A 26,722-nucleotide genomic window follows, 5' to 3' on the forward strand; every position below is an offset into this window, starting at 1 on the left:
CTACATCCGCCCTCATGGAACGTGCAGACGTACTCATCCTCGGTGGTGGGCTGGTAGGAAGCGCGCTGGCCGTCGCGCTGGACGCCCATGGCCTCTCCTCGATCGTCGTGGACCCGGCCGACCCGCAGGTGATCCTCGCCGCCGCGCATGACGGTCGGGCGTCCGCCGTGGCGAGTGCGCCGTGGCGGATGCTGGAAGCGATCGGCGCGGCCGAACGCCTGCGACCGCATGCCAATCCGATCGAGGGAATCCGCGTCAGCGACGGCCTGGCGCCCGGCAAGCTGGACTTCGCGCCCGCCGAGCCGACCGAGCCGCTCGGCCGCATGGTGGAGAACCGGCACCTGCGGCGCAGCCTGCACGACGCCGCCGCCGCCGCGCGGCTGGTGGACCTGCGCATGAAGACGCGCGCGGTGGACGTAAGGCGGACGGCGGCCGGCGTGGTCGCGCGGCTGGACGACGGGCGGGAGGTGGGCGCCGCCCTGCTGATCGGCGCCGAAGGCCGCAACTCGCCCACGCGGGAGACGGCCGGCATTCGCGTGGCGCGGTGGCAATATGATCATGGGGCCATGGTGGCGGCCTTTCACCATGAGGAAAGCCACGAGAACATCGCCTACGAGATCTTCTACCCCTCCGGCCCGTTCGCGCTGCTGCCGCTTGCCGATGACGAGCATGGCCATCGCTCGGCGATCGTCTGGTCGGTGCGCCGCGCCGACGCGCCGGGCATGCTGAAGCTTTCCGATCGCGCCTGGCTCCATGAGGCGGAGAAGCGGATGGGCGGGTTCCTCGGCGCGCTCTCGCGCCTTGCGCCGCGCTCCAGCTACCCGCTCGGCTTCCACCATGCCGCGACGATCACGGGCGAGCGGCTCGCGCTGGTCGGCGACGCCGCACACGGCATCCACCCCATCGCCGGCCAGGGCGTGAACGTCGGCTTTCGCGATGTCGCCACGCTGGTGGAGGTGCTGGTGGAGGGCCGTCGCCTCGGCCTCGATCTCGGGGACGCGCAGCTGCTGGCCCGCTACGAGCGCTGGCGCAGCCTCGACACGTTCATGGTGGCGCTGGCGACGGACGGGCTCACCCGCCTGTTCGGCCTGCCCGGCCGCACCGCCTCGCGCATCCGCCGCCTCGGCCTCGACGCGGTGGACCGCGTGCCCATGCTGAAGGACCGGTTCATGGCGGAAGCGCGCGGCGAGTCCGGCGACGTGCCCCGCCTGCTGCAGGGCATGACGGTCTGACGCTGATCCGGCGCCGCCCGTCTCTCGGCGGACGTAAAATGCCGACCTTTCTTACCCTCTTGGAGCAAGTTGGCTTTCGAGTCATTGTGCACCCGGCACGTACACGAAGGGAGAAGGACAATGGCACGATCTGCTGAGAAGCGCGGCAAGGACGAAACCAAGGCTGCCGAGAAGAAGGTGAAGTCCACCGGCAAGCCCGCCGGCGGCGCGCGCGGCGGCATCACCGCCCCGGTCACTCCCTCGCCCGAACTGGCCGAGATCGTCGGCAAGAACGACCTGCCGCGCAGCGAGGTCGTCAGCAAGGTGTGGGATTATATCAAGAAGCACGACCTGCAGGACGCCAAGGACCGTCGCCAGATCAACGCGGACGACAAGCTGCAGAAGATCTTCGGCAAGAAATCGGCCAGCATGTTCGAAATGAACAAGCATCTCAGCGCGCATCTTTCGGCCAAGAAGGACTGATCGAGGCCGGGCTGCCGGCCGGTCCGGACGACCGGCGGCGGCCCCACCGCGTGAGCGGCGGCTCTGTCCGCACCTGTTGACCTGCCCCAACTTACCGGCAATGTCGCTTTCGTCAGCTAAACGCGACGCCAAGGTGCCTGTCGCGACCGGTGAGTATAGGAGGCAAGGTTTGGCGGACGAACCGCGGCCCAGGCGGGAGAAACGCCGCAAGGTCTTCCAACCCGCTCGGATCGGCAGCGGCAGTGAATGGCTTAGGGCCCACCTGCTCGACATCTCGTCCGCGGGAGCGCTCGTCTATTGCGAGGAGGCGCAGGCCGCACCCGCGCGCCTGCTGGTGGAGGCCGCCGAGTGCGACCTTGGCCATGCAACGATCGTCTGGCGGCGCGGCAATCGACTCGGCATCCGGTTCGAGCGGCCGCTCGACGAGCCGACGCTACAGCGGGTGGAGCTCTATCCCGACGGGATCTGCGCCCAGCTGGGCGACGCGCCACCCCTGAGATAGACCGGTCGGCGCTTCCTTCCTCACCGCGCGGCCGGCGGCGCGGGCGTCCAGCCGAGCCCCAGTGCCTTGTTCACCGCGATGTAGCTTTGCGTGAGCTGCGCCCGCGCCTGCGCAACCGCGATCGTCGCCGAGATGCGCTGCCGCTCGACATCGAGCTGGTCCGACACGGTGCTCGTGCCCGCCCGCACGCGCTGTTCGTTCAGCCCCGCCGCGCGCCTGGCGGTGGCCTCCGCCAGGGCGAGCTGCCCCAGCTGCGCGCGCGTGTTGCCGAAGCGGGACAGCGCATCCTCCGCATCCTGCAGCGCGGCCAGCACCGTGCGCCGGTAGGTCGCCTCGCTCAGGTCTCGCTGCGCCTCCGATTCGCGGGTGGCCGCCCGGTTGCGGCCGAAATCGAGAAAGGACCAGCTGAGCTGCGGTGCCAGCAGCGCAGTCAGCTTGTCCGGATCGAACACGTCTCCGGGCTCGGTGCCACCGAGGCCCAGGATGCCCATGAAATTGATGCCGGGCAGTTGCCGTGCCTTGTTGACGCCGATCGCCGCCGTGTCGGAGGCGAGCACCCGCTCTGCGCTGCGCACGTCGGGGCGGCTCGCGATCAGCGTCGCGGGATCGCCGATCGGCACCTGCGCCGGCGGCAGCGGCACCTCCACGATCGTGCCGAGCGTGTCGTCCAGCGCGCCGGGTGTGCGCCCGGTGAGGACCGCCAGCTGGTTCAGATAGCCGTCGCGCTGCGCGCCGAGCGGGATCGCCTGCGCCTGCGTGCTTTCCAGCTGGTTGCGCAGACGCTCCACGTCGAGCAGCGAAACGGTGCCGCCGCGGAAACGCTGTTCGGCAAACGCCACCTGCCGCTGCTGAAGGGCAGTGGACTGCGTGTTCAGGCGGATGCGCGCCTGCACGTCCCGCAGATCGACATAGGCCTGCGCGACCTGCGCGGAGAGCGATACCTGCGCGTCGGCCAGGTCCGCCTCGCGCGCGCCGATCAGCGCGCGGCGCTGCTCCACCCCGCGACGCAAGCCGCCGAACAGGTCCAGCTCCCACGAGGCCGTCAACCCGAGATTGTAGAAGTCCAGGCTGCTCGAGCCGCCCTCGCCGCCGCTCTCCGATCCCGCCCCCGATCCGCTCTCGCCGCCGCCGGACTCTCCACCTGCCAGGGCGCCCAACCCGCTGCCGGGCAGCCGCGCATGGAGGTACGATCCGTTGGCGCTGACGCTCGGCAGCTGGGAGGCCTGTTGCGAGGTGAGCTGTGCCCGGGCGGCCCGGATCCGGGCCAGCGCCTCGTCGATCGACGGGCTGTGCGCCAGCGCATCGTCCACCAGCGCGCTCAGGGTCGGGTCGCGGAGCGTTTCCCACCAGCGGGCAAGGCCGGGCGCTGCCGTGAGCGCGGCATCTTCCGCCCGCACGAAGCGGCCGCGGGCCGCCGCATCGGACGCCACGCCGGGCGGTCCGGCATAGTCCGGCCCGACGGTGCAGCCAGCCAGCAGCAGGCCGGCGAAAAGGGAAAGAGAGCGTCGCATCAATGCACCGTCGCCGGCTTGGCGTCCTTGGGAAGCGGCTTCAGGAAGAGCACCAGCGGCAGCACGATCAGGGTGCCCATGCCCATGATCCAGAAAATGTCGTTGTACGTCATCACCAGCGCCTGCCCCTGCACCTGCTGGCCGATCAGGCGCAGCGCCGTGGCGGTGCCGCCCATTTGCTGCGCCGAGCCTTGCACGTAATCCTGCACGGCGACGCTGTTGGCGTTCAGCGTCTCCTCCATGCGGCGGGAGTGGAACCACACGCGCTGCTCCTGCAGGATGGAAATGCCGGCGAGCGCGAAGCTCCCGCCCAGGTTACGCACCGCGTTGAACAGGCCGGACGCATCGCCGGCATCCTCCGCGGGCACCGATCGCACCACCGCCTGGCTGAGGAACAGCATGGCCAGGATCTGGCCGATCCCGCGCATCAGCTGCGAGGCGGTGAAGTCGCCACCCGCCGAATCGAGCGTGAGGTTGGCGTCCATCAGCGCCGCCACGCCCATGATGAGCAGCCCGGTGGCAACCGCGATGCGGATGCCCACCGTGCGCAGCAACAACGGCACGGCCACCATCATGAACAGGCTGGGGATGCCGGACAGCAGCACCACCTTGCCCGATTGCAACGCATTGTAGTCGGCGACCGAGGCGAGGAACTGCGGGATCGCGTAGGAGGTGCCGTACAGCACCACGCCCAGCACCACGCCCATCAGCGCCACCGACCCGAACTGGCGATCGAGCAGCAGCTTCAGCTTGATGATCGGCCGCTTCGCCGTCGCCTGCCCCCAGAACAGCAGGCCGAAGCCGACCAGCATGACCACGAACATCGTGCGGATCAGGCTGGAGTCGAACCATTGCTCGCGCTGGCCGTCCTCCAGGAACACCGTCAGTCCGCCCAGCCCGAGGGCGAGCCCAGCGACGCCCTTCCAGTCCGCTTCGCCGAACAGGTCGAGCCGCGACTTCTCATGCGGCAGGCCGACGAGCAGCAGCGTGATGAGCACCATGCAGATCGGCAGGTTCAGGAAGAAGGCGTAATGCCAGCTGATATTCTCCGTCAGCCAGCCGCCGATCAGCGGGCCGAGCACCGGCCCCAGGATCGCGGTTGCGCCAAAGGCGGAAATGCCGATCGGCTGCTGCGATCGCGGCAGCCGCTGCGCGATGATGACCTGCGCGGTGGGGATCATCGCGCCGCCGGTGAAGCCCTGGCCGACGCGTCCGGCCACCATCATGCCGAGATTGGTCGAAAATCCGCACAGCATGGAAAAGAGGATGAACAGGGCGGCGGCGATCAGCAGGAAGGTGCGGAGGCCCAGCACGCGCTGGAACCAGGCCGACATCGGGATGATGACGATCTCGGAGACCAGATAGGCGGTCGCGATCCACGTGCCCTCGGTGCCGCTGGCGCCGATCTCGCCCTGGATCGTCGGCAGCGCGGAGTTGACGATGGAGATGTCCAGCGTCGCCATGAACGCGCCCAAGGTGCCGGCCGCCACCGCCATCCAGGCGGCGGCGTCGGCGCGTTCGGGCGTGCCGCTTCCCGCGCCACGCCCTTTGCCGGGCTGTTCGAGGGCGGCACTGGCCACGCTCAGCGATCCTTGCGGTCGATCTGTTGCTGCTGCTCGCGGATGCGGTCCAGCTCGCCCTTGGCGCCGATCGTGTCCACCGTCACCACCACCGACAGGCCGGGCACAAGCAGCCGACGTGCGGCCGGAGTCGCCTCGATCGAGATGCGCACGGGCACGCGCTGGGTGATCTTGGTGAAGTTGCCGGTGGCATTCTCCGGCGGCAGCAGGGAGAATTGCGCTCCCGTACCGGGCGCCACGCTTTCCACCCGGCCCTTCAGGTCGATGCCGTCCAGCGCATCCACCTTGATCGACACCGGCTGGCCCGGCCGCATGAGCGACAGCTGCGTTTCCTTGAAGTTCGCGGTGATGTAGAGCCTGTTCAGCGGCACGATCGACATGAGGCGGGTGCCCGTCTGCACATACTGGCCCGGCGTCACCGTCTTGTCGCCGACGCGCCCGGCGACCGGCGCGCGGATCAGCGTGGCGTTGACGTCCACGTTGGCGGAGGCAAGCTGTGCCTCAGCCGAGCGTCCCTGGGCCACGCCCTGCTGGACCTGCGTCTCGTAGGAGGCGACCCGCCGCCGCTGCATGACCAGCGCCGCGGCCTGCGCGCGCGCATTCTGTGCCGACTGGCGCGCAGTGGACTCGAGTTGCGCCAGTTGCTGGCGCGTTTCGGCTCCCGACAGGGCAAGCGGGCGGTAACGGGCAACCTCCGCCGCGTCATAGGCCGCCTTCGCCCGCGCCGAGGCAAGCTGCGCCTCCGCCTGCGCGATGGTGGCATATTGCTCGCGGATCTGCGCCCGCGCATTGTTCGCCTGCGCCCGCGCGACCTCGATCTGCGCCTCCGCCTGCGCAGCCTGTGCGCGCGAGTTGCGGGGATCGATCCGGGCGAGCGGCTGCCCCGCGGCGACGTCCTGGTTGTCCGACACGAAAACCTGCTCGACATAGCCGGCGACGCGCGGGGAAACGGTCGTCATGTCCACCGACACGGTCGCGTCGTTGGTTTCCTGCAGGTACTTGCCCCGCGATTCGTAGCGCAGGTACCAGACGAGGCCGGCGACCAGCGCCCCCACCGCCAGCAGCAGCAGGATGATCTTCGCGCGGCCGCTCAGTCCCTTCTTGGCCGCCCCCTTCTGCCCGTCGTCGGTCGCCGCATTGTCCTGCTCCGCGGGTTCTCCAGCCGCAGGGCTCTCGTTCTCGGACGACGCGCTCTCGTGCGGCGTCCTGCTGTCTCGGTCCACGCTCAACCTCGTTCATCCCCGGCGCGCCGGCCGCCAATCGTGCGCCCTGTAACAGTCGGACATGTTCCGGACAAGATGTCCGGATAGCCGGTCACGCGCGGGAACGAAGGCCCGTCAGGACGAGATCCAGCGCCTCTTCGATCAGCAACGCGGACTTCTCCTCGTCCTTGATCCGCGCGAGCCCGCCGATCATGTGCACCACGATGGCCAGCTTGCGGCCATCCACGTCCGGGCGCAGCGCGCCGCTTGTCCGCGCCCGCGTCGCGATCGGCTCCAGAAGTCCGGCGAACCGATCGCCGAGCCGCTCGAACGCCGCTCGGTTTGCCTGGTCTTCAGCCACCTGGGACCCGATGCGCGCATACAGCGCACTGCCGCGCGCACCGGCGCGGATCAGGGTCCGCAGGGTGTCGTGCAGGTCCTGCGCGGGGTCCACCCCCTGCGCCATGTGATCCAGCTCGCGATCGAAGATGGCCAGAGCCAGCGCGCTGCGATCCTGGAAGTTGCGATACAGGGTTCCGCGACCCACGCCGGCCTGCACCGCCACCTCCTCCAGGGGAACGTCATACCCCCTGGCCGCGAAGAGTTCGGCACCGGCCGCGATCAGCGCATCACGACGCACCTGCGCATCACGCCGCATGGTCGGTCAACACGTCCTCTGGTCCATGATCGGCTCCGCCCCGCCGTTCGGGGCAGCTATCCCATACCGGCCGCGGCAGGCGCGCTTCAAGACCCGCCGCGGGATGAAGTCTGGCGGCGCGCTGCGGCCGACACCTGCGCTCCGTAACCTCGTGCTTGCCGCCGAGCGAGCGCAAGATCGGCGCAGCGGGGCATGTGCTGCATCGCCTTCTCCCGCATCCGGCTCAAGACTTCACGGGTAGATCTTCTTGCGAATCAAACGATGTTCATGATGCTGATAGAGTAATTTCTCGAAGGATGAGCGCGAATATTGACGCAACCATCCTGTCTCAACAAGCTTCCCGCCTAAGCGCCCGACGACCGGCCGCGAGGAAACCGCCGAGCCACGGCGAGACCTCGCGCGGTCACCGCCGCTGCAGACCCCCGGTTACCAGTTCCAGAACACGGTCGAGCGAAGGCGCCTCCGCCCAGCTGGCATCGGGCGAAAGTGCATTGAACATGCATAACACGGCTTCGATATCGTTGATCGTCAGGTCCGGGCGGCAAAGGCCCGCTTCCACCGCGCGGTGGAGCAACGGCTCGACGATCGCGACGAACCGGTCTCGCGCAGCTTTCATGTCCTGGTGGCCTTCGTCGACCACCCGCCGGTAATCGGCCAGCGCCGCATGTTCGCGGGCATGGTTGGCGCAGAACCGCAGAAACAGGAACAACCCGTTGACGCCCTGCTGCGCCGACGCGAACACTTCCAACCGCTTCAGCGTGCGGTCGATCAAGGCCAGCAGCAGCGTCTGCCGATCCGGGAAATGCCGGTACAACGTTCCCTGGCCGACCCCTGCGGCCCTGGCGATCACGCTCAGGCCGACCAGCACGCCATGGTCGGCCATCACCGCCTCGGCGGTTGCCAACAGTTCGGCCCGATTGCGGACCACATCCTTGCGTATGCTTTGCACCTAGTGGATTTGGACAGACAGGTCCGCTTTGGTCAAGCCGCTTCTTGCCCGATCTTCCGCTGGGGCCACCGCGCCGACGCCAGCATCCTTAATGAGGAGGGAAGGCCAAACCGATTGCAACCAACGGCTCCGCCTGGCGTTCACCACTAAGCAGACACAAGCGTCCGCTTTATGCAGGTGGTCTGATGATTCCGGTTCCGTCCCTCGACATGCCTCCGCCCCTGCCGGCCGGGCGACAATCCGATGAAATGCGGCCGGCCAGGCGAGCAGGTCGCACGACGGCGCAGTCGCCCAGCGCATCGGACGACGCGGATCGATCGTTCGAACAGGCCTTGATCGCTCTGGCGCCCCGCCTGCTCAGCGCCGCGCGCAGGTGGACGCGCGACGGCACGGGTGCCGACGATCTGGTCCAGGACACGTTGTTGCGGGCGTGGCGGGCGCGGGACAGGTTCGAGGCCGGCACCAACTTGCACGGGTGGCTGCTCACCATCTTGCGCAATCTCTATTTCAGCCATGTCCGGCGGCAGCGCCATGTCGGTACATGGTCCGACGATCTGGAACGCTCGCTGTCGACCGGCGAAGAGCAGAGCGCCACCATCGAGTTGAAGCAGACGCTGGCGCTCGTGAAACAGCTGCCCCGCGAGCAGCAGGACGCGCTCAACCTCGTCGCCGTCGAGCATCTTTCCTACGAACATGCGTCCGCCCGCAGCGGCATCCCGGTCGGGACGATTAAGAGCCGAGTCACCCGCGCCCGCCTTGCACTGATCGGCATGATCGAGGCCGAAACGCCACCCCCCTCTGCAGTGCAGGACGCGCCCGCATCCTGCCCGCCCCCGAGCGCCAAGCGACCCGCCGCGGAAGCTGCGAACGACGTTCAGCGCGCCTCGGGCATAGCCCGGTGGCGCGCCGCCAAGGCGGCAGGCAAGACGCTGATGATCGGCTGACTGGCTCCGGGCCAGCCGGGCTGCCGATGCTCTCGGGAAGCGGCGATGCCGCGCAGATCACCGCCGCTGCCCTGAAGGGCCGGGACACTCTCGCTCGCGCCCGATAACGGCCGGAAACACCGACGCCGCGACGATCATGATTGCAGGGAAAGCCGCCGACCTGATCCTGGCGCGCATGCCTTCACCCGGCTTGTGGTCGCGCGACCGATCGGTTTCCATGCGGGATGCGCCCCGATCAGTCGGGTTGCGCTTCGCCGGTCAGCGGACCTTCGCGCAAGTGCGGCACTCCTTCCACCGGATGCGTGTCGCCCTGCTGCTTGCGCCACGCCGCCAGCCGGGCACGCAGCGATTTCAGCACGCCGGCATAGCGAGGATCGGCGGCAAGGTTGCGCTTCTCGTCCGGATCCGCGGCAAGGTCGTACAATTCCTCGCCGGGCCGATGATAATAGGCCTGGACGGTCGCGCGCGCGGCGGGGTCGGTCTTTGCCGCCTCCCGCCAAGACGGGAAGTATTTGCCGGAATCCACCCGCTTCACCCATTGGTCGATATGCGTGGTGTAGGTGTATTCCGGGTGCAGGTTGTGGATGTATTTCCATCGCCCGGTGCGCACGCTGCGCATCGGATAGACGTTGATGCTGCCGTCATTGTTGTGCGTGGTGTAGATCTCGCCGCGCCCCTTGAAGCGCGTGTCGCCGCGCAGCACGGGCGCAAAGGACGTGCCGTCGATGCCGGCGGGCGCCTTGCCTCCGCCAAGGTCCACCAGCGTCGGCAGGATATCGACCCAGCTGACCATCGCCCCCGTCCGGCTGCCGGGTTGCACATGCCCTTGCCAGCGCACGATCGTCGGCACGCGCGTGCCGGTGTCGTACAGGTTCCACTTGCCGAACGGCCATTGCGCGCCGTGATCGGACGAGAACAGCACGAACGTGTTTGGCCCCAGCACCGTATCGACGGTGTCCAGCGTGTCGCCCACTTCCTTGTCGAGCCGCGACACCGCCGCATAATAGCGCGCCCGCGCATCGCGGGTGATCGGGGTGTCGGGCGTCTTGGGCGGCAGCCGGAGAGCCGCGGGCTGGTAGCCCTCGGTCGTCTCCGGCCAGGGGACGTGCGGCCAGTTGCTGCCGACGAAGATCGCCAGCGGCCGCTTGTCGTTGCGCGCCTTCAGCCATTTTATCGCCGATGGCACGCCTTCGGGATCGTGGAATTTGTCATGCTCGAAATGATCGAAGCCGTACATCGCGGTCTGCTGGTAATGCGAGACCTTGCCGAACGCGACGACCTCATAGCCGAGGTCATGCAGATAGGCCGGCAGCTTGCGCACGTCCGCGCGGGGGGCCTTCTGGTTGGCTTCCGCACCGTTGCGCGCCGGCATCAACCCGGTGAGCAATGCCGCGCGGCTGGGCGCGCAGGCCGGCGAGGCGACGAACGCGCGATCGAACGTCATCCCGTCCGCCGCCAGCCGGGCGAGGTTGGGCGCGCGCGCGTTGCTGTCGCCGAACGGCTGGATGTCGTTGCCCAGATCGTCGGCCAGGAAGATGACCAGGTTCGGCCGGGCCGGGCCTGCGGACTCCCGGGCCGCGGCCGGGTTCTGCATGGCCGCCTTGCTGCGTGCCACCGGTGCGACTTGCCCCAGCGCGACCAGCGAGGTGGTCGCGAACGCCAGTCGCGCGATATGTCCCGGCTTCATCCCGTTCTCCTTGCCTGTCTGCCACCCCGCCCAACGGCAGTCTTCCGTCAGAAGCGCACGCGCGCGCCGATCGTGTAGGTGGTCTCGTCGCCGAACCATTGATAGTTGAAGTAATCCTGCCCGCGATAGGACGTGGTCTTGTTGCGCAGGATATTCGATCCGCCGATGTCGAGACGCAGCGCAGAGGTGACGTCGTAGCCGACGCTGAAGTCCAGCCGGCCTGCCGGCCGGGTATAGGTCAACAGCACGGGCTGGTAGACCTGGTCCAGCAGCGCCTCCGGGATCATCCGCAGCATCACGCCACCGGTATTGTCCTCGTTATAATAACGCGAGCGGTAGGTGTAGACGAGCCGCCCGCTCAGCCCGCTTCTGTCGTACAGCAGGCCCGCAGTGTAATTGTACTTCGACACGCCCTGAAGCGGGTAGCCGGCCAGCGGATCGTTGCCGGTGATGTTCGAATCCACCAGCGTGAAGGCACCCTGCACGCCCAGGCCGGCCAACGCGCCGGGCAGGAAATCGAAGAAATACTGGCCGCTGGCCTCGATGCCCTTCAGATCAACGGAGCCGACGTTGCGCGGCGTGGTGATCAGGTAGTTGAGCGTGCCGATCGTCTCCTGCGTGGAGGAGTTGACGACACGATCCTTGATCGAGCGCTTGAACCCGGTGACGGCAAGATAACCGCTCTTGAAATAATATTCGAGCGTCGCGTCGATGCTGTCCGACTTCTGCGGGCGCAGGTCGGGATTGCCGCGGGTGCCGGTGTTGAGCAGGAACACGTTGCCCACCAGTGTCAGCGACTCCGCCGGATTGAGCGAGGCGAAATCCGGACGGCGGATCGTGCGCGACCAGGAAAGGCGACTCTGAAAGCCCGACCCGAACTGCACCCGTGCCGTGGCGTTGGGCAGGAAATCGGTATCCGTCGTGCTGGCGCCCACCGGCAGGATGCTCGCACCAGACCGGGTGAAGCCGTCGATCTGGCGCTCGGTCCGGGTCAGGCGCCCGCCGATTGCGCCGTCCACCACGATCCCGCCGACGGGGATCTCGTAATTGGCCTGCAGATAGCCGGAATAGGTCTTCTCGGCCACGTCGAACTGCTTGGTCGGGTCATAGTCCGGCTGCCGCTGCGCCAGGTTGAACAAGGACCGCAGCTCGTTGCGGCCCCGCTCGGAGCGGAGATAGGCCGGATTGACGCCAACGAAGGTCTGGCCGCCGTTGATGCCGGGGGCATAGCCGATCGGGCCCAGGAAGTCGGGCGACAGGCGCAGACTGGAAACCAGCCGCGCCGTGGACTCCGTGGCGGTGCCGATATTGCCGAACCCCACGGTGGAGATCGCCGTGGTCTGCAGCACCTGCTGCTGGCGGGAGTCGCGATCGGCGAACCGCAGGCCGGCCTGCACGCTCTTGAGCAGGCCGCCGACCTCGTAGGTGGTGTCGAGCCGCGCCTGGAACAGGGAGCCGTCCTCGAACGTGAAGTTCTGGTTGAAGGCGTTGCGCAGCGACAGATTGGCGCCGCTGAGCGGGATGGTCGGGTCCAGATAGATTTGCGGCCCGTTGTCGACGTCGGTCACCAGCCGGAGGGTCGGCACGCGCTGGCCGACCTCGGCATTGACGTTCTGCGTGAACGTGCTCGAAGTCTGGTAGGCCACGTCGAGCAGCCCCTTCAGCGCACCTTCCGCAAAGTCCAGGCCGCCGGCGATCAGCTTGTTGCGCTGGGTGAGCTCCTGCGACGAGGAGTTCTGATTGACCACGATGTTGTTGAACGTCGCGCTGCTGATGTCGCACAAAGTGGGCGTGGTGAAGGGTTGCAGGGTCTGCGTGACCCGGCCGGTCGCCGGATCGACATTGTTGACGATCGTGGGATTGGTGCCGCCCGAATTCACGCGCGTGCGGAAGCAGTTGTTGTTGGCCACCACGTTCGTCATGGTCGTGCCGTTGGTGAACGGCTGCGGGTTGAAACCGGCAAAGCCCGTCGTGGTGTTGAAGTAGGTATACAGCCCTTCGACATACGCCTTCAGCGCCGACGAGGCCTGCCACTCCACCGCACCGTTCACCTGCCACCGCTTCAACGTGCCGACATCGGGCATGTTCTGGATAACCTGCGGCACGAAATAGCCGGGCGTGTTGAGCGGCGCGCTGCCCGAGCTGCGCCGGTCGGTGAGGTTGCGCACGGTGCGGATCGTGTTCGAATGCGACCAGGTGCCATTCAGCAACAGGCCCACTTCGCCCGCAGGGGTGTTGATCCGGGTCGTGGCCAATGCCCCGAACTGCGGATTGCTCTTGTCGACCTGGCTGCCGTAATTGTTGCGTGCGGTGAGCACGAGCGCCGGCTCCTTGAACGCGAACGGTCGGTTCAGCTTCAGGTCGATGCCACCGGCCACGCCACCTTCGATCAGGTCGGCGGTTTGCGACTTGTAGGCATCGATCCGGGCCAGCGCTTCGGCGGGCACATCCTTCAGATCGAATCCGCGGCCGGTGGACGTGAACATTTCGCGCCCGTTGAGGGTCGTCAGAATGTCGGTCAGGCCACGGATGCGGACATTGGACAGTTCGTTGTTGCGATCATTGGACACCTGGATGCCCGGCACGCGCTGCAATGCGGCGGCAACGGTGGGATCGGGAAGCTTGCCGATGTCGGTGGCGACAATCGAGTCGACCACCTGCACGGCCGTTCGCTTGATGTCGGCCGCGCGCTCCAGCGACTGGCGAATGCCGGTGACGACGATGTCCTCGCCTTCGTCCTGGCTTTCGGGTGCCGCACTCGAGTCCTGCGCCGGCGCGGGCGTCGGATCGGCGGTCTGCGCTGCGGCGGGATACGCCACGCCAAGAACCGCCGCCAGGGCCGCCGTACCGAAAAGATGTTGCTTGAGCATCGCGTTCCTCCCCTTGCACGCGACGTTTTCCCCTCGTCGTGCAGGGCACACGTATCATGCCCGACAAAGCCGGTCCACCACTTATCTTATCAATAAGACAAGACGGTGTAACGCGGGGCTGTATGGCATCTCCAGCGCGACTACCGCCGGCTCTTCGACAAGTGGCAGGTGGATGTGGTCACGCTCGCCACGCCCGACTTCTCGCATGCCAGGATCGCGATCGACGCGATGCACTCGGGCCATCACGTCTATCACGAGAAGCCGGTCGGCATCGCCCCGGCAGAGGGCGAGGCGATGGCCGCGGCGCAGCGGCGCACCGGGCGCGGCAACGGACCCTAACAAGGGCGGACGCGTGGTCGCGATCCAGCCGGTCAGCTTCGGCACGGACGGATCGATCCTGCCGATCCGGATGACGGACTAATCGGCGGCGGCCGCGACATCCCGGTGCGTTTCGATCAGGTCCAGCACGTCGCCAATCAGCGTACGCATGGCCGCGCGCGCGGCACCGCCGTCGCCCGCGGCGATCGCGTCGCGCACCGCACGGTGCTCGGCCACGCTGGCGGTGCGCCCCTTGATGCGATTGGTGAAGCGGATGGAGGTGCGCAGCGCAGTGGTCACCACGTCGCGGAACTGCGCGTAGAACGGGTTGCCCGAGGCCCGCAGCACCGCGACATGGAAGGCGATGTCCGCTTCCAGCGTGTCGTCCGCCCCGCGCTCGGCCGCCTCCATCCGTTCCAGCCCGGCGCTGATCCGGCCGATGTCGTCGGGCGCAGCGAAGCGCGCGGCAAGCGCCGCCGCTTCCGGTTCGATCGCCACGCGTAGCTGGTTGAACTGCTCGAGCAGCACGATGGAGAACTTCCGCTCCAGCAGCCATCGCAGCACGTCGGTGTCGAACAGGTTCCAGGACCCGGTCGGCTGCACGATCGTGCCCTGGCGCGGGCGCGCGCTCAGCAGCCCCTTGGCCGTCAGCATCTTCACCGCCTCGCGCGTGACGGAGCGGCTGACGCCGTGCTGCCGGGCAAGCTCGGCCTCGGTCGGGAACGCCTCCTCATCGAAACGGCCGGTGACGATCGCGCGGCCCAGGCTGTCGAGCAGCCCATAGGTCAGGTTGCGGCCGAGTTGCGGACGCACATCGTCCAGCGACAGTTTCGATAGCTCCGCCAAACTCTTATCCCCGGCTCTCGTGTCGTTGGCACCGCCGCGACTGTATGCGCAATCCCAACATAGACAAGCGAAGCCTACCATATAAACGTCCGCGAAACGCCGCCGACGATGATGCGGCACGGCGTCGAGACGCGCATCCGCAACCATGGCACGACAGCGCGAGATGAAGAGCTTCCATCGCCTGGAAACCCGGTCCGCCATCGCATGCAGACATGGTTCGGGTGCCGGGCGGCAGCTTCGCCATGGGTTCCGAACGCTTCTACGACGAGGAAGCGTCGCTGCGCCGTGTACGGGTCGACCCCTTCTGGATGGACGCCGCCCATGGCAGGGAGGCGCCGGAGGGCGCCGTGGCGCTCACCAGACCCGGGCGATGCACTCGCACGTCGCCGCGCGAACCGCTTCTTGTATGCCAGATCGGGGCTGTGAGACGAGTGTGTCCGGGGGATCACACCTTGCCCGCCGTCGTCACGTAAGTGACTTTCGGCTACTTGTCATACTTATCTGCTCGTAATAGACGAAGGAGAATGAGCTTGGCGACTGAGGTGCCTGGCCGGAACAGGGGAGGTTTGCCGTGGCAGGAACGACTTGGGGGCACCGGATCGGGCGGGGCTCGTCCAGTCTGGCGCTGATCGCATCTCTGGCATGGGCGGGAACGGCGCAGGGCCAGACCACGCCGGCCCAGAGTATGCCGGCCGAACCCGGCGCGACGCAGGGCACGGCACAAGCACCGGCAAGCGCCGATCCGGCGCAGGACGGCGCAACGGGCGAGGACATCGTCGTTACCGGCTTTCGCGCATCGCTGAACAACGCGCTGGCCGACAAGCGCCGCGAAACGGCCGCGATCGACAGCATCAAGGCCGAGGATATCGGCAAGTTCCCCGATTCCAACCTTGCGGAATCGATGCAGCGCATCCCGGGCGTGGCGCTTGCCCGCGGCGATGGCGGCGAAGGCAAGAACATCTCGGTTCGCGGGCTGGGCTCGGGCTTCACCCGCGTGCGCATCAACGGCATGGAAGGAACCGCGCAGACCGGCGCCTCCGACATCTACGGCAACCGCAACAGCGGGCGCTCGTTCGATTTCAACGTGTTCCCGTCCGAGATCTTCAACGGCCTGGCGGTGCGCAAGACGCCCTCCGCCGATGTGGAGGAAGGCTCGCTGGGCGCCACGGTGGACCTGACCGCACCCAAGCCGCTGGACCAGAAAAAGGATTTCGTGCTCAGCGCCACCGTCAAGGGCTTGTGGAACGAGCTGTCCAAGGACGTCGATCCGCGCGGCTCGCTGCTCGTCTCCAAGCAGTTCGACGAAGGGCGCTGGGGCATCCTCGGCTCGCTGGCCTATCAGCAGCGCAACATCCGCGAGGTCGGTTACTCGGCGGTGGACATCCTGTCGGCCAACACCAACGGCCTGTTCTGCTCCCCCGCCGGCTTCACGCCCGCGACGCCGCCGATCGGCACCAAGGGCGCCACCGCCACGCTCTGCTATCCGGGCAATCCGCGCACCAGCTCGCTTGATGCGTTCAACGCCGTCTACAATGCGCGGCGCCCCGACCTGCCGAACACGCCCGGCAGCGGCGCCTACTTCCCGCGCCTGCCCCGCTACCTTAATTCCACCCAGGATCAGAAGCGGATCGGCGGCACGCTGACCCTGCAGTTCCAGCCGGACGAACGCACCGACATCTCGCTGGACACGCTGTATTCCCGCTTCGACGTGGTCCGCACCGACGAATATATCGAAGCGGTCTCGTTCGCGCGCTCGATCTCGAACAACGGCCAGCCGATGACGTCGATCCGTGATCTGACTTTGTCGCCGATGGGCTCGGTGCAGAAGGCCTCGTTCGACGGCGTTGACATCCGCTCGGAAGGCCAGGTCGACGATTTCGTGTCGACGTTCAAGCAGGTCAACCTGAACTTCAAGCATCAGTTCAGTGACCGGCTGGAGCTGACCGGGCTGGTCGGCATCAATCGCTCGCGCCTGCAGACGCACAAGCGCTTCCAATATTGGTCGGACGCGATCGACAAGCCGTTTTCGCTGGACTTCGAAGGCCGCACCACGCCGACGCTGGGCTTCGGCTTCGATGTGTCCGATCCGAACAACTTCCAATATGCGCCGGGCCTGGCGGACGGCACCGTGCTGGGCGGGTTCATGCTGCAGGGAGCGCCGCGCTTCAACCTGACCAAGGGCTTCACCGACGAGCTGAACCTCAGCTGGAAGGCCGACGACGTGCTGACCGTCCGGGTCGGCGGCCAGTTCCGGCGCAGCGACTTCACCACCCGCGGCACCGGCTATTACACGGCGGATATCGTCACCAAGCCGCTGCCCGCCGGCGTCACGCTGACCGACCTGTCGCGCCAGGTGACCGATGTCGACAAGCTCTGGGGGCAAGGCGCGCCATCGAGCTGGGCCGTGTTCGATCCGGACAAGCTGTACAATGCCCTGAACCTCGATGCCGCGCGCACCTGCGGCGTGGAATGCGGCCAGGGCACGAACCGGGTGAAGGAGGATATCGCCAGCGGCTATGCGATGGTGACCTTCGACTTCGGCGATCGCCTGCCCTTCAGTGTCCGCGGCGATGCCGGCGTGCGCTACGTGCACACCGATCAGCTTTCCAGCGCCTATGTCCAGCTTGCGCTGGCGTCCTCGCCCACCGGCGTGGTCGGACGGCTCGCGGAAGCGCGGCGCAGCTATGACAACTGGCTGCCGTCGATGAACATCGTGGTGGAGCCCGCGCGCGACCTGCTGTTGCGCTTTTCGACGGCCAAGGTCCTGTCGCGGCCCGAGCTCGGCTCGCTGACCCCGTCCAGCGGCGTGAACAACGTGACGCGCACCGGCAGCGTGCAGAACCCGTTCCTCGATCCGATCAAGGCAACCACGTTCGATGCCGCCGCGGAATGGTATTTCCGGCCGGGTTCGCTCCTGTCTATCGCCTATTTCCACAAGGACATCGCGACCTTCATCCAGAGCGTGCCGCAGACCGTGCCGTTCAACACGCTGGGCCTGCCGGACGCGTTGCTGGCCGGATCGAACACGCAGCCGGGCGAGCTGTTCACGGTGTCGCGGCCGTCCAACACCCCGGGCGGCAAGCTGAACGGCATCGAGCTGAACGCGCAGATCCCGTTCAACTTCCTGTCCTCGCCCGTGCTGCGCAACTTCGGCGTGCTCGGCAACTACACGCGCGTCACGTCCAAGATCCGGTACATCACCGCAACGGTCAACAATGTCGTGACGGCCTCCGCCACGGCTGCGCTGACCGGCCTGTCGAAGAACACGGCCTCGGCGACCGTGTTCTACGAGGATCGCAAGTTCAGCATCCGCAGCACGCTGAACTACCGGGATCCGTTCATCCGCGGCATCCCCGGACCCCAGGGCAGCGACCTCAACGGCAACGACTCCACCTTGTACCTGGACGCGTCGGCTTCCTACAATTTGTCCGACCGGCTGCGTGTCTCGATCGAGGCGCAGAACCTCACGGACGAGCAGAACCGCCTGTTCGTGGACAGCCAGCGCAAGGACACGCTGTTCGAGACGCGGATCGGGCGCACGGTGACGGTCGGCGCCACGTTCCAACTGTAAGGGGACGACCAACCCTGCGGCGACACGCGTCGCAGGGTTGGTCGTGACCGGCGCTTCGTGCGCGGCGGAGCGCCCCTATCGCGCCCGGTGTACAGTTCGCCCGGCGGCACAAGCCGGACGCCGAAAAGGTGATCAGGCGCACAAAACAACCGTTCCTTATCGATCGTGCGATGGCGTGGGCGGAAGGCGGCGTCCAAGCGGGCGGAGTCCGCGGGAGCGTAGATCGCCGCATCCATCTCCCGCAGCGCAGCGCGGATCGTGCCGATGTCTGCCGGGCCGCCCTCTCCGTTTCCCCCGCGAGGCGCGTCTCGAGCAGCGTGATGACTCGACGGCCCGTGTCGGCGCCTTGCACGCAGGCTCCGACGATGGTGTCCGCGCGTACCCTGCGCCCTGCCTGCCGCCATCGCCTTAAATTTCCTTAATGGAAGAGGCTGTCACACAAATGTAAGTGCTTAATCCTAGAGGCTCCCCATACGGTCGGGGTGGGCCTCTGAATACAAAAGAGAAGTGACGAGTGGTCCTGCCACGTCGTCTAATTAGACATGCGCGCCCGGAGAGGCGGTAAACGCGCATATCCACCTGAGACCTGCCTATCTTCAATGATGGCGCTTCTGCGCCCAGATCTCGGGACCTTGGCATCATGATTAATCCACGACTTGGCAGGTGCCGCCTCTTCTTGCACTCCGCCCTCTTTGCTCTTGCGACTGCAACTGTCTTCGCCAGTCCGGCGGCACAGGCCCAGACACAGGTCGCGGGTGAAGGCCGGGTCGGCGGCACGGTGACGGCCCCCTCGGGCGACCTGCTCCGCGGCGCGCAGATCCGCATCGAAGGCTCCGATGTCGTCGCGGTCAGCGACAATGATGGCCAGTTCATGCTTTCGCGCGTGCCCGCCGGCGGCCAGCAATTGACGGTCAGCTATGTCGGCTTCGAGACCGCACACCAGACAGTGACGGTTGCCCCGGGCGAGACGGCCCAGGTCCGCGTCGCCTTGCAGCCGACGGCGGCCGAGAACGAGGACATCGTTGTGAGCGGCAGCCGGCCGATCGCCGAGTCCGAAGCGGCGGCGCTGCAGCTGAAGCGGGCCTCCACTTCGCTGGTCGACGTCATCGCCGCCGACAGCGTCGGCCGCTTCCCCGATCAGAACATCGCCGCCGCGGTCAGCCGCCTGCCGGGCGTCAGCGTCGGGCGCGACCAGGGCCAGGAGCGTTACATCAGCCTGCGCGGCTCGCCGTCGAGCTGGACCACGCTTGCCTTTGACGGCGTGAACGTGATCAGCCCGGAAGGGCGCGAAACGCGGTTCGACACGATCCCCTCCTCCATTGCCAGCCAGACGGTCGTGCGCAAGGCGGTGACGCCGGACATGCCGGGCGAGACGGTTGCGGGTAACATCAACATCATCACCCGCAGCCCGTTCGACTATCCCGGCTTCAAGATGGCGCTGGACGGCGGCTACGGCTTCAACGATCTCGGCAACGGCAAGCAGTACAACGTCGGCGGTTTCGTCTCCGACCGGTTCGCCAACGATACGTTCGGCATCCTGCTGGGCGCCTCGCGGTACGAACGCGACATGGTGACCGACAATTTCGAAACCGATTACGAGATCGCGACGGAGGATCGTCAGCCCGGCCGCGAGACCCGCATCTGGCGCCCCGAGACGCAGAACAAGCTTTATCGGCTGACGCGCAGCAATACCTCCTTCTCCGGGCGGCTCGAATGGCGCCCGAACACCAACCAGCGGGTGTTCCTCAGTTCGATCTACACGCAGTTCCGCGACGACGAGCTGCGCAACGCCTATGTGTTCGACCTGGATCAGGATGCGGTGCGGACGGACAACACCACCGCCACCAACCGCACCGGCTATGCCGATATCCGCACCGGCAACACCCCGGTCCAGGGTACGCTGTATGGATCGGAAATCCAGAGCACGCTCAACAGCAATTCCAGCCGGCAGAGCATCTTCACCAACACGCTGGGTGGCGAGCACGAGCTGGACACGTGGAAGGTCAACTGGCGCCTGAACTACACGCGCGCCGACGCGCGCAGCAAGCCGCCGTTCCAGTCCTCCTGGTTGAGCCCCACCGATTTCACGCGTCGCCCGACCTTGGTGTACGACTTCACCGATCCGAACCTGTCGCGCGTGCAGCTTTATGATACGATCCGCAATCCGGACGGTACGTATAGCCGCGGCCGGGCCCGGCCGTTCATCTCGCCCACCGAGCTCGATTTCGCCTCCATGACGCGCAACGACCAGCTCGACCGCACCAACGGCTACACCGCCAAGCTGGACGTCGACCATAACCTGTCGCTGTTCGGCGCAGACACGGTGTTCCGCTTCGGTGGCGAGTATGACAAGCGCGTCAAGCGGTCGCGCCGCACCACGCTGGAAGTGACGCCGGACACGCTGGAAGCCGCCGGTCTGACCGCACCGACCCAGGCCGATATCAGCATCGACACACCCTACAAGGGCAAGCTCCCGCTGGGCTACGGCTTCAAATATTTCTCCAGCGAACTCGGCGAGGCACTGTTCGACCGCTACCTCGCCGCGGGTGCCGCCCAGGTGCAGGAAGGGGCCAGCGAGGAGAACGACTACCGGGTCAGCGAGGAGGTGATCGCCGGATACGCGATGGCGACGACCTATTTCGACTGGGGCAACATCGTCTACGGCGCGCGCCTGGAGAATGTGAAGAACACCGGCGCCGCGCTGGCGCTCACCGACGACGGCTACCTGCCCGTGCGCGTATCCAACAGCTTCACGTCCGTTTATCCCAGCGTGCACCTGAACTGGGACATCAACCGCAACATGAAACTGCGCCTTTCCGGCAACACGGGTGCGGCGCGGCCCGACTACGATCAGCTGCGCCCCAATTTCTCGTATGACGACACCGATCAGGTGATCTCCGGGGGCAATCCCAACGCCAAGCCGGAGCGCGCCAAGGGCGTGGACCTGTACTTCGAATGGTACATGCCTTCGCGCGGCTTCTTCTCCGCCGGCGCGTATTACAAGGACCTGAAGGACATCCTGTACGATATCGAGCTGACCCAGTTCGGATCGGACGTGCTCAACTCCAGCGGTGTGGATCGCTCGATCTACTCGTTCCAGACGATCTCCAACGGCGGCGGCGGTCACATCAAGGGCCTGGAATTCGCCTTCTCGCAGCCGCTGGAAGGCCTCGCGCGCGGCATCGGCCTGCCGGCCTGGGCGGGCGGCTTCGGCGTGCAGGCGAACCTCACGATCAACAACTCCAAGGCGACCACGCCGGACGGGCGCACCACCGACCTGCCGGGGGCCTCGCCGCTGATCTACAACGTGTCCGGCTATTACGAACGCTACGGCTTCTCGGCGCGGCTCAGCTATCAGTGGCAGCAGGCCTATCTCGACTCGATCGGCTCGGGCGACATCATCGGCGACACCTACTGGGCCGATGTCGCGCGCCTCGACCTTTCGCTGCGCTACTCGATCAATGCCAACGTTCAGCTGTATGCGGACGCGAACAACCTGACCAACGAGCCGGGCATCCGCTACCAGGGTAGCTTCTCGCGCCAGATCGAGCACGAAACCTTCGGCCGCCGGTATCTCGCGGGCGTCCGCCTGAACTTCTGAGGAGTGACCCGGGGGCGCCGCCATCTTCGGCTGCGCCCCCGGGCTCGCCGGGCCACATGCCATGACCAAGACCATCCTCGTGATCGAGGACGATACCGCCACCGCCGCCTATCTCGCATCCTGCCTCGTCGAGGCCGGGTACCGGGTGGAGCGCGCGGTCGATGGCCGGCGCGGGCTGCAAGTGGCGCAGCAAATCGCGCCGCAGGCGGTCGTGCTCGATCGCATGCTGCCGGAGCTGGACGGCCTCGCGCTGCTCGAAGAGCTGCGCGCCGGGGGCGCCGACATGCCCGTCATCATCCTTTCGGCGATCGGCTCCACGGACGAGCGCGTGCGCGGTCTGCGCGCGGGATCCGACGACTACCTGGTCAAGCCGTTCGCCATGAGCGAGCTGCTCGCGCGCCTGGAGGTGCTGTTCCGCCGCGCCAGCCACCCGTCCGCTGTGGTCACGCAATTGTTCTACGAAGATCTGACGCTCGACATGCTCGCCTCGCGCGCCGAACGCGCAGGGCAGCGGCTGCAGCTCCAGCCGCGCGCGCTGCAATTGCTGGAATTCCTGCTCCGCAACCAGGGCCAGGTCGTGACCCGATCCATGATCCTGCAGAAGGTGTGGAACTACGATTTCGATCCCGGCACCAACGTGATCGACGTCTATCTCAGCAATCTGCGCAAGGAAATCGATCGGCCCGGATTGATCCCCTTGCTGCACACCGTGCGCGGCGCCGGGTACCGGCTCGGCGCGGCGACATGCGCCCCGGCCGAAGCCGGCGGATCGACCTCATGAGACGTGCACTGGCACGCTTGCAGGGCTGGCGCTCGACCAGCGGGCGTTTCGTCCTGCTCCACCTGGCACTGAGCCTTGCCTGCACGTTGCCGATCCTGCTCTTCGTCTATCTTCAGATCGATCGCGTCCTGATCGACGACTTCGCACGGCCGCTCGAGTTCCGGCAGAGCAATCTCGAAAAACACCTTGCCGAGGGAGGCCTGCGGGGCCTGAAGATCGCCGTGGACAGTCGCGCGGCGCGTGCCCATCGCGATCAGACCGCCATCCTGCTGGTCGATCCGCAAGGGCGCAAGGTGGCGGGCAATCTGCGCGTATGGCCGCAAGGACTGAAGGCACCGCAGGATTGGACTCCGGCGTCGCTGCACCGGGAAGGAGAGCCTGCTCCGGAGGAGTTCCTGGTCCGCACCACCCGCCTCTCCTCGGGTCATCGCCTGCTGCTGGGCGGCCTGCTGGACAATCGCGCGGATGTGCACCGCGCCCTCTTGCTCGCGCTGGCGGCCGCCTTTGCGCTTGCCGTGCCGGTGGGTCTGCTCGGCAGCCTGGCGATCGTGCGTGAGATGAATCGCATGGTGGCCGCGATCACGCGCGTGGCCGCGGATGTCGGCGCTGGCGACCTGAGGCGGCGGGCCGAGACCGATGGCAGCAGCGATCCGGTGGACCGCCTCAAGATCTCGCTGAACGCCATGCTGGATCGCATCGAGGCGCTCGTCGGCGAGCACCGGGTGCTGACCGATGCCCTGGCGCACGATCTGCGCTCTCCGCTGACCCGCATCCACATTCAGGTTGCGCGCGGACAGGAAGCGGGTGCCGGCGCCGACCCCACCCCCCGTTTCCAGGCGATCGGGCAGGAGGTGGAATACGTGCTCCACATTCTTGAAGGCGCGCTCGAAATCAGCCGTGCCGAGGCCGGGATCGGGCGCGGCAGCTTTGAGCGGCTCGATCTTGCCACCATGCTGCGCGATCTGGGCGAAATCTACGAGCCGGTGGCGCGTTCCGCGGGCGTGACGATCGCGGTCGAAGCACCGGCCAGGCTGGAGTTGAGCGGCGACCGCGCGCTGCTCGCCCGCGCGCTGGCCAACCTGCTCGACAACGCGCTCAAATACGGTGCGAGCGGCGGGCATGTCAGCCTTCAGGCGCTGTCGGCGGAGAACGAGGCGCATCTGTGCGTCGCAGATCGCGCAGCCGGCATTCCCGTTGACCGCCGCGCGGAGGCGCTGCGCAAGTTCGGCCGGCTCGACAGCGCGCGCAGCACGCCCGGCAGCGGACTTGGCCTCACGCTGGTGAAGGCTGTCGCCTCGCTGCACGGCGGCAGGCTGGAGCTGGAGGACAACCATCCCGGCCTGCGCGCGCGACTGACACTTCCGCTCGGCTTTCAACCTTCCCCTTCCCCTTCATCATAAGGAAAATCACATGACTGACGTTCGACAGCCCGCGCCTGCACGCGCTCTCCGCCGCTCGCGCCGCGCCCGCTACGCGCTCGTCCTCGCAGGCATGGCGGCAAGTGCCGCCGCGATGGGCGGCGCCGTTTCCGCGCCGGCGCAGGAGGCGCCCACCAAGCGCCCGGCCGCACAGCGCGCGCGCAACGTCATCGTCTTTCTCGGCGATGCCGGCGGCGTGCCCACGCTGAACGCCGGCGGCATCCTCGCGCACGATCGGCCGCAATCGCTGTTCATCCAGTCCATGCCCTATGTCGGCCTGTCCGACACTTCCTCGCTGAACCAGTGGGTGACGGATTCGGGCGCGGGCATGACGGCCATCATGACTGGGCGGAAGACCAACAACTCGATGGTCTCGGTGGTGCCGGACGCGACCGGCGCGACCGTCACGCCGCTGAAGACGGTGCTCGAATATGCGGAAGAGCGCGGGCTCTCGACCGGCGTCGTCACCAACATGAAGATCTGGGACGCGACCCCGGCCGCCACCTACGCGCATGTCGCGTCACGCAAGAACAAGGACGAGATCTTCCGCCAGATGCTCGCGCCCCGCTTCGGCAACGGCGTCGACATCCTGATCGGCAAGGGGCGCGCGGACGCCCTCGCCTCCTTCGGCGCGCGGCAGACAACCGCGGAGCAGGCGTTCACGGCCGCCGGTTATCGTTTCGGCGAGGACCCGGCACTGATCGCGCAGGCGGGCCGTGCAGCGGTGCTGCGCGATGCCGATTTCGAGCCGATCCCTGCGGTGGAGGCGACCGTGCGTCAGCTTTCGCGCAATCCCAAGGGCTATTTCCTCATGGTCGAGTGGGACATGCACACAAACGATCCGCAAAAGGGCCTCCGCCATGTCGTGGAGATGGACGACATGATCCGCCGCATCAGCGCCATCGCGGGCAAGGACACGCTGATCCTGTTCACGGCCGATCACAGCTTCGGCTTGCGGCTGAACGGCGGCAAGCGCGCAACGCCGCTTGCGGAGCAGTTTGCCGCGGCAGCGGCCAAGCCGGGAGCCACCGTCGGTGCCAACGACGTGATCGGAGTGGAAGACGGCCATACCGGCGAGGAAGTGATCGCCGCCGCCTCCGGGCCGGGTGCCGAGCAGGTGCATGGCTTTTTCCCGAACACCCGCTTGTTCCAGGTGATCCTGGCCGCGTTCGGCTGGTCGCCGGAACGCTGAACGACGAGAGGCCGGCGGCGGCGCGTGCTGCCGCCGGTTCGCGATGACCAGGAAAGGCTGAAACGATGACGAGATACCCCGCTGTCGCCGGCGCGCTGGCGCTGTTCGCCGGGTCGCTACCCGGCTGCGCCCAGCTTGCGACCGGGCCGGCACCCGCTTTGTCGGGCGAGACTGCCGTCGTTACCGCCACGCGCGAGACCGAAGCGGTGCAGACGGCGAATGCGGATGCGGCGGACGACCCGGCGATCTGGCGCAACGCCGCCGACCCGGCGGCAAGCCTGATCGTGGCGACCGACAAGCAGGCAGGCCTCAACGTCTACGACCTGCAGGGCCGTCAGCGCCACTTCCTGAACGCCGGCCGGGTCAACAATGTCGATCTGGTCGAGACGGCAATGGCGGGAACGCCGATCGTGCTGGTCGCAGCATCGGATCGCAACGATCTCGCCGCCGCCAAGATCGCTCTCTTCCGCCTCGACACCGCGAGCGCGCGGCTGGAGCCGCTGGGCACGGTGCCCGCCGGAACCGGTGAGGCATATGGCATCTGCCTTGGCCGCCGTCCCGATGGCGCTGTGGACGCCTTTGTCGTGCTGAAGGACGGCACGATCAACCAGGTCGCGCTCGACCTGCGCGGTTCTCGCCCAGCGGGGCGCATCATCCGCACGCTGAAGCTTCCCAGCCAGTCCGAGGGGTGCGTGGTCGACCCGGCCACGCAGCGCCTCTACGTGGCGGAGGAAGATGTCGGCATCTGGCGCTTCGATGCGCGTCCTGGCGGCGACGCAACGCCGGTTTCCGTCGCTCGCGTGGACAACCGCACGTTGGTCGCCGACGTGGAAGGCCTAGCGATCTCAAGGGGCCACGACGGCCGGACGCTGCTCGTCGCCTCCAGCCAGGGCGACAGCGTCTATGCGGTATATGATCTGGCGGACGACCGCTTCGTTGGCCGGTTCCGGATCGGCGCAGGGGAGCTCGGCGCGACCAGCGAGACCGATGGAATCGAGATCGGCGACTGCGATTTCGGGCCGGATTTTCCGGCCGGCATCCTGATCGCGCAGGACGGCAACAACGCACCCCGCGCACAGAACTTCAAGATGGTAAGCTGGGGATCCGTTCTGGAAGCTCTTGCCCGACGATGACCGGCCTCGAACAGGATGCCTAGGTGCTTGCTTCGATTGTAGACGCGCAGGCAACCCATTCCTTCGCGCACCATCTCCTCGTTCCGCCGCAAACGGCAACGGCCCGCCCCTTTTGGGGGCGGGCCGTTCGTGACCGGATTGGTTGCGGGGACAGGATTTGAACCTGTGACCTTCAGGTTATGAGCCTGACGAGCTACCGGGCTGCTCCACCCCGCGCCACCATCTGATCCGCTTGTTGTGACGCTTGTTGCGTGCAGGGACGGGT

Annotated in this window: 19 protein-coding genes, 1 tRNA gene and 1 pseudogene; 12 read left to right on the top strand and 9 right to left on the bottom strand. The window is 67.0% G+C overall.

Features of this window, described 5'->3' with window-relative positions; all coding sequences use genetic code 11:
- Positions 1–14 precede the first annotated feature (14 nt).
- From DVW87_RS12760 to DVW87_RS12770, 3 genes are all read left to right on the top strand, one after another.
- The gene (locus DVW87_RS12760) at positions 15–1,232 is read left to right on the top strand and encodes a UbiH/UbiF/VisC/COQ6 family ubiquinone biosynthesis hydroxylase (protein ID WP_114688106.1); all 1,218 of its coding nucleotides are present in this window, start codon (positions 15–17) and stop codon (positions 1,230–1,232) included.
- A 120-nt stretch (positions 1,233–1,352) separates the two neighbouring features.
- Positions 1,353–1,694, top strand: coding sequence for an SWIB/MDM2 domain-containing protein (locus DVW87_RS12765; protein WP_181814823.1), 342 nt, complete (start codon positions 1,353–1,355; stop codon positions 1,692–1,694).
- A 169-nt stretch (positions 1,695–1,863) separates the two neighbouring features.
- Complete coding sequence (locus tag DVW87_RS12770) at positions 1,864–2,196, top strand: PilZ domain-containing protein (protein WP_181814824.1); 333 nt, start codon at positions 1,864–1,866, stop codon at positions 2,194–2,196.
- A gap of 20 nt (positions 2,197–2,216) precedes the next feature.
- Here DVW87_RS12770 and DVW87_RS12775 read toward each other — a convergent pair whose 3' ends face one another.
- The 5 genes from DVW87_RS12775 to DVW87_RS12795 form a co-directional block, all read right to left on the bottom strand.
- Entirely contained in the window at positions 2,217–3,707 is a 1,491-nt protein-coding gene (locus DVW87_RS12775) for an efflux transporter outer membrane subunit (RefSeq protein WP_114688108.1), read from the bottom strand.
- On the bottom strand, positions 3,707–5,203 hold the full coding sequence (locus DVW87_RS12780) for an MDR family MFS transporter (RefSeq protein ID WP_114688234.1): 1,497 nt from the start codon (positions 5,201–5,203) through the stop codon (positions 3,707–3,709). Before DVW87_RS12780 ends, DVW87_RS12775 begins: the two co-directional genes overlap by 1 nt.
- Positions 5,204–5,289: 86 nt before the next feature.
- Positions 5,290–6,516 carry an HlyD family secretion protein gene (locus tag DVW87_RS12785; RefSeq protein ID WP_420822340.1) on the bottom strand — a complete coding sequence of 409 codons (1,227 nt, stop codon included), beginning with the start codon at positions 6,514–6,516 and terminating at the stop codon, positions 5,290–5,292.
- Between the two features lie 85 nt (positions 6,517–6,601).
- Positions 6,602–7,147: a TetR/AcrR family transcriptional regulator gene (locus DVW87_RS12790; protein WP_114688109.1), complete on the bottom strand. Its 546-nt coding sequence runs from the start codon at positions 7,145–7,147 to the stop codon at positions 6,602–6,604.
- Positions 7,148–7,550: 403 nt separating this feature from the next.
- The gene (locus DVW87_RS12795; RefSeq protein ID WP_114688110.1) at positions 7,551–8,096 is read right to left on the bottom strand and encodes a TetR/AcrR family transcriptional regulator; all 546 of its coding nucleotides are present in this window, start codon (positions 8,094–8,096) and stop codon (positions 7,551–7,553) included.
- A 332-nt stretch (positions 8,097–8,428) separates the two neighbouring features.
- Here DVW87_RS12795 and DVW87_RS12800 point away from each other — a divergent pair, with 332 nt between their 5' ends.
- The gene (locus DVW87_RS12800; protein ID WP_181814825.1) at positions 8,429–9,040 is read left to right on the top strand and encodes a sigma-70 family RNA polymerase sigma factor; all 612 of its coding nucleotides are present in this window, start codon (positions 8,429–8,431) and stop codon (positions 9,038–9,040) included.
- Positions 9,041–9,275: 235 nt separating this feature from the next.
- Here DVW87_RS12800 and DVW87_RS12805 read toward each other — a convergent pair whose 3' ends face one another.
- Entirely contained in the window at positions 9,276–10,727 is a 1,452-nt protein-coding gene (locus tag DVW87_RS12805; RefSeq protein WP_114688112.1) for a sulfatase family protein, read from the bottom strand.
- Positions 10,728–10,774: 47 nt separating this feature from the next.
- On the bottom strand, positions 10,775–13,597 hold the full coding sequence (locus DVW87_RS12810; protein WP_114688113.1) for a TonB-dependent receptor: 2,823 nt from the start codon (positions 13,595–13,597) through the stop codon (positions 10,775–10,777).
- Between the two features lie 135 nt (positions 13,598–13,732).
- Between DVW87_RS12810 and DVW87_RS12815 the strand changes: the two are divergent.
- Positions 13,733–13,936 (top strand): annotated as a pseudogene (locus DVW87_RS12815) (Gfo/Idh/MocA family oxidoreductase); the annotation flags it as partial.
- Positions 13,937–14,014: 78 nt separating this feature from the next.
- Here the strand turns inward: DVW87_RS12815 and DVW87_RS12820 are convergent.
- The gene (locus tag DVW87_RS12820; RefSeq protein ID WP_420822341.1) at positions 14,015–14,761 is read right to left on the bottom strand and encodes a FadR/GntR family transcriptional regulator; all 747 of its coding nucleotides are present in this window, start codon (positions 14,759–14,761) and stop codon (positions 14,015–14,017) included.
- A gap of 212 nt (positions 14,762–14,973) precedes the next feature.
- Here DVW87_RS12820 and DVW87_RS18630 point away from each other — a divergent pair, with 212 nt between their 5' ends.
- The 7 genes from DVW87_RS18630 (at position 14,974) to DVW87_RS12855 (ending at position 26,457) form a co-directional block, all read left to right on the top strand.
- Complete coding sequence (locus DVW87_RS18630; protein WP_114688115.1) at positions 14,974–15,234, top strand: SUMF1/EgtB/PvdO family nonheme iron enzyme; 261 nt, start codon at positions 14,974–14,976, stop codon at positions 15,232–15,234.
- A 98-nt stretch (positions 15,235–15,332) separates the two neighbouring features.
- Positions 15,333–18,332 carry a TonB-dependent receptor gene (locus DVW87_RS12830; protein ID WP_239017880.1) on the top strand — a complete coding sequence of 1,000 codons (3,000 nt, stop codon included), beginning with the start codon at positions 15,333–15,335 and terminating at the stop codon, positions 18,330–18,332.
- Positions 18,333–19,008: 676 nt separating this feature from the next.
- Positions 19,009–21,933, top strand: coding sequence for a TonB-dependent receptor (locus DVW87_RS12835; protein WP_181814827.1), 2,925 nt, complete (start codon positions 19,009–19,011; stop codon positions 21,931–21,933).
- 61 nt (positions 21,934–21,994) lie between these two features.
- Complete coding sequence (locus tag DVW87_RS12840) at positions 21,995–22,714, top strand: response regulator transcription factor (RefSeq protein WP_114688118.1); 720 nt, start codon at positions 21,995–21,997, stop codon at positions 22,712–22,714.
- Positions 22,711–24,114, top strand: coding sequence for a sensor histidine kinase (locus DVW87_RS12845; RefSeq protein ID WP_181814828.1), 1,404 nt, complete (start codon positions 22,711–22,713; stop codon positions 24,112–24,114). Before DVW87_RS12840 ends, DVW87_RS12845 begins: the two co-directional genes overlap by 4 nt.
- A gap of 10 nt (positions 24,115–24,124) precedes the next feature.
- Positions 24,125–25,324 (top strand): alkaline phosphatase, encoded by a 1,200-nt coding sequence (locus DVW87_RS12850; RefSeq protein WP_239017881.1) that lies wholly within the window; start codon positions 24,125–24,127, stop codon positions 25,322–25,324.
- 65 nt (positions 25,325–25,389) lie between these two features.
- Positions 25,390–26,457 (top strand): phytase, encoded by a 1,068-nt coding sequence (locus tag DVW87_RS12855; protein WP_114688121.1) that lies wholly within the window; start codon positions 25,390–25,392, stop codon positions 26,455–26,457.
- 139 nt (positions 26,458–26,596) lie between these two features.
- On the opposite strand, the gene DVW87_RS12860 is transcribed toward DVW87_RS12855, so the two are convergent.
- Positions 26,597–26,673, bottom strand: a tRNA-Met gene (locus DVW87_RS12860).
- Between the last annotated feature and the right edge of the window lie 49 nt (positions 26,674–26,722).

Origin of the sequence: Sphingomonas aracearum (genome assembly GCF_003345355.1) — a bacterium.
In the GTDB taxonomy this organism is placed as follows: Bacteria; Pseudomonadota; Alphaproteobacteria; order Sphingomonadales; family Sphingomonadaceae; genus Sphingomonas; species Sphingomonas aracearum.